Here is a 4,191-nt window from a genome sequence, read left to right on the forward strand (position 1 = left end):
AACGAAGACGGAATGTTTATGGTCATTTCAACCATAGTATTTTGTATTTTTCTGTTAACTAGGAAGCTAGGTAAATATATTCAATTGGGCTGGTTATTGGGTTGGTTTATATTACAATTCCTTGCCCATGAATGGTATACCATTTTCGGAAAAGGACTGATGGGTAGCGTTGAAGGCAAGATTGCTTATTTTGAAAATTGTATCCAATTCATAAACATACCGGGAAGATATGTGCCGGATTTATGGCATATTATACTGCATGTTTTAATAATTGTGGCATTTATTGCGACGCTTAGGGTGCCTATTGAAAATCAAAAAATTACTTCGGAATGATTATCAGAAAATGAAAAAGATAGAAGTATGAATATAGAGTTTGTGAACTTGAGAGAAGCTCCTAAGAAGGGGCTTTTTTCTGTGTGTTAGAGAAAAATGGGGGGAAATGAGGAGAGGTGTATGAGGGAACTGATCGACTGAATAAGGTGAGAACATAACAAAAATTTTTCCACTGGTTAAAGCAAAAAAGTGAAACAGTTAACTTTTATGAAGCTGAGGCGATCATATTTGAGATTGTTGGAATCAAGTGATTGAGCCGGTAATTCAATAATTAGTAGCTGAATAATCGTTAAAAGCTAGCCACCTAGAAGTATCATTAAGTGAAGGTGTTAGTTATTGATACTCAATAGATGTTGGTTGGACGTGTCTGTGAAGTTATATTTTATAGCAAACGACAGGTTATTTTGAACGAGAGTCAACACTGCGGACTAAGGAGAAATAAATAACAGTGGCTACTAGTTACCCCCCTTATGTTATCTGTATCAATAATGTGTTATTAATGTTAGCGAACACTTTAAAATTCACGAATTTTAAATTAATCATAACCGCAATAAATAGCTCAGATAAACGTTTTATTTTAGGAAGTACTTCACAAGCGATGCTGTTTTAATTGAATGTAAAACCTGTTATATTTTTAGTTTGTAGTTTAGTTATAAGTGGGTTATAATGACAAATGAATTAGCTAATTCAAAATAAAGAAATTGGGTGATTAATTGATTCAATTAGAGGGTGTTACGAAACGCTTTAATACGAACCACACGACTCTTACAGCGGTGTCTAATTTAAATTTAACGATTAATCAATCCGAAATTTTTGGTTTAATCGGGCAGAGTGGTGCAGGTAAATCAACTGTGCTTCGATTTATTAATGGATTATTACAACCGGATGAAGGGCAAGTGATGGTCGATGGTAATCGGATTAATCAGTTATCAGAGGCCTCACTGCGTAAGGTGCGTAAAGATATCGCCATGGTCTTTCAACAATTCAATTTGCTGGATAGTTTAACAGTAGAAGAAAATATTTTATTACCGTTAAAACTTCACACTTTTGACAACCCTTTGACCATCGATCAAGTGTTGGAAGCGGTAGGGCTTAGTGATAAAAGACATCATTATCCAAGTCAATTGTCAGGTGGGCAAAAGCAACGAGTAGGGATTGCTAGAGCCTTGATCATTAATCCTAAAATAATATTACTTGATGAACCTACCAGTGCGTTGGATGAAATGACGGCTCAGGAAATTGTTCGTATTTTAAAAGATATTAATCAACAATATGCCATTACGATGGTCTTAGTAACACATCAATTGTCCGTCATGAAGTCAATTTGTCAACGTATTGGTATCATGGAAAAGGGACGATTGATAGAAATTATTGAAAATCAACCGAACAATGAACTTTCACCTCATTCCAACTATTCGCAATATGTTAAAGAGGTGTTAGCAGATGGATGAATTTTTAACGAGAATGACGAAATATTTACCAAAACTTATTGAGTCGTTATTTGAGACGGGAACGATGATGCTATTAGCTTGTGCTGCAGCCATCGTCCTAGGCTTACCTTTGGGGATTTATCTTTATTTAACTGCCAAACGTAAACCACTTGAAAATCAATTAATCAATAATCTATTAAATGCTTTTGTTAATATTGTCCGTTCGTTTCCATTTCTGTTACTAGTTGTCGCTTTACAACCTATTGTTAGAAAAGTATATGGACGCGCAACAGGCGATCCCATTGCCGCGTCGTTTCCATTAATGTTAATTGCAGTTGCTTTATATGCCCGTTTTGTCGAGCAATCTTTATTGGAATTAGGTCCGGAGATCATTGAGACAGCTCGGTCAATGGGGGCAACGACATTTCAATTAGTAAGATATTTTTTAATACCTGAAACTAAGAGTTCTCTAGTGATTGGATTTACAACAGCTTTTGTAAGTTTTCTTTCGTATTCAACCATTATGGGAGTGGTTGGTGGTGGTGGAATTGGAGATTTTGCGATTCGTTATGGCTATCAACGATATGAGACCGACATCATGTATATTGCGATTGTAGTCATGATTTTATTAGTTCAAATAATTCAATGGGCTGGTTTTAAATTAGCCAAACATTTTGATAAGCGTCTAAATTAAGAGGAGGAAAAAAATGAAAAAACTGTTCAAATTATTTTTAGCAACATTATGTGCGTTAAGTTTATTTAATTTACCAGCGGTAAATGCAGAGGATGAAGTGGTTATTAAAGTTGCTTCTCACTTACCACCGATGACTGATATTGTCGAAATTGCAGGGGAAGTTATTGAAGCACCTTATAAAATTGAATTAGTCGAAGTATCAGACAATATCCAATACAATGAAGCTTTATTCCATGATGAAGTGGATGCTAACTTTGCGCAACATGCCCCTTTTATGGAAATGTATAATGAGGCTAATGATGCAGATTTAGTAGCGGTACAGCCAATTTACAATGCAGTTGTAGGTTTTTATGCACCTGAGTATCAATCGATTGAAGATATTGAAGATGGGGCAGAAGTAGCGATTCCTTCTGATGCAACCAATATGGCACGTGCATTATTAATTTTAGATTCTTATGATGTTATCAAACTAAAAGAAGGAACCGATCATACCGCAACGCTTGATGACATTGAAGAAAATCCAAAGAATTTAAAATTTACTGAAATTGATTTATTAAACTTAACTGCGGCTTATGAAGATGGGGTAGATTTAGTTTTTAACTATCCAACATATATTGCGAAAATTGGATTAAAAACAAGTGATGCTTTAATGTTAGAAAAAGATCCAGAGAACACCTTTGCTATACAAGTGGTTGTCCGTGAAGAAGATAAAGATTCTGATGCCACTAAAGCATTAGTTAAAGCTTTTACTTCACAAGAAGTTTATGATTTTCTTGACGAATTATCTAAAGAAGGACATTTAGTTCCAGCTTTCGAAGTAGCAGAATAAGTATTGTCAGTAAAATTTTAGATACAATAAAACATGCTTAGGAATGCTGAATTTATTAATAAAACAGCAAATATTCAAGTGAGATTATGTGGAGAATAACGAAGAAGCTTATAACCGTCAGTATCAAGAACTCGTCAGTTGGTTTCATCAAGAAGAAGCTGCCTTAGAGAAAGTGACTAACCAACTTGAAGACAAGAATACAAGACTTCTGCTATTGAACTTCTTCATTGGCCAGCTAGGAGAGATGGGAGAAACGATTGAAGTCTTAGATCCAATCTTTTGGAATTTGCATTTAGACTGTGTGGAAGTGGACGAAGAAGGGTAGCTCAATTATCACTTCAGGAACGGGACGACTATTACGATTTAAAGTAGAAAGCCACCCTCATTTGAAATAATGTAGTGACCCCCAAAAGGTAGATTATCTGTCTAGCTCTTGGGGGTCAGTTCGGTATAGCATAGTTCTTTGTCTCTTGTTTTGATATACTCTAGCCAGGTGAATGACAAATGAAAAAGATAAAAAAATTAAGCACGCCATTGGGTGATATAGACATTAAAATTGATGGCCAGTCTGTTCCTTATGATTATAAGGAGATGGGACCAATTGGGGGAAGACACTTTCCTCTTTTAGGAAGGTGTCATATTCGCATCAAATATATTCCTGATGGTAAGGAGCATCAGATATCTTGTACCATTAATGATGAACGTTTAGGAAGAGGCTATCATGAATCTGGCGAACGATTGGCTTGTATTAGCTTTTACGGTGACAATCGAATAAAACTATCGATAGGTTTGGAAGGTGAAACAGACTATAGCAATGGGAAACGCTACAGTGCATATGATTATGATGATGTCTATATGGATAATGGATTAGCATTTGGAATCTTTCCTGATACTAAGACTTCAGA

The 4,191-nt window shown here is 35.5% G+C and carries 6 protein-coding genes; all 6 read left to right on the forward strand.

Annotated features, from left to right (window positions below; genetic code table 11):
- Positions 1-333, forward strand: a 333-nt coding sequence (locus tag HMPREF2758_RS04935) for a hypothetical protein (RefSeq protein WP_246823257.1), incomplete at its 5' end; no start/stop codon positions are given.
- Between the two features lie 713 nt (positions 334-1,046).
- The gene (locus tag HMPREF2758_RS04940; protein WP_070609450.1) at positions 1,047-1,784 is read left to right on the forward strand and encodes a methionine ABC transporter ATP-binding protein; all 738 of its coding nucleotides are present in this window, start codon (positions 1,047-1,049) and stop codon (positions 1,782-1,784) included.
- Positions 1,777-2,457 (forward strand): methionine ABC transporter permease, encoded by a 681-nt coding sequence (locus HMPREF2758_RS04945; protein ID WP_070609451.1) that lies wholly within the window; start codon positions 1,777-1,779, stop codon positions 2,455-2,457. The genes HMPREF2758_RS04940 and HMPREF2758_RS04945 overlap by 8 nt, the downstream gene beginning before the upstream one ends.
- A gap of 13 nt (positions 2,458-2,470) precedes the next feature.
- On the forward strand, positions 2,471-3,286 hold the full coding sequence (locus HMPREF2758_RS04950; RefSeq protein ID WP_070609452.1) for a MetQ/NlpA family ABC transporter substrate-binding protein: 816 nt from the start codon (positions 2,471-2,473) through the stop codon (positions 3,284-3,286).
- Between the two features lie 88 nt (positions 3,287-3,374).
- The gene (locus HMPREF2758_RS04955; protein WP_070609453.1) at positions 3,375-3,611 is read left to right on the forward strand and encodes a hypothetical protein; all 237 of its coding nucleotides are present in this window, start codon (positions 3,375-3,377) and stop codon (positions 3,609-3,611) included.
- Positions 3,612-3,790: 179 nt separating this feature from the next.
- A partial coding sequence (locus tag HMPREF2758_RS04960) for a hypothetical protein (RefSeq protein ID WP_070609454.1) occupies positions 3,791-4,191 on the forward strand: 401 nt, incomplete at its 3' end.

It is taken from the genome of Facklamia sp. HMSC062C11 (assembly GCF_001810675.1).
GTDB classification, from domain to species: Bacteria; Bacillota; Bacilli; order Lactobacillales; family Aerococcaceae; genus Facklamia; species Facklamia hominis.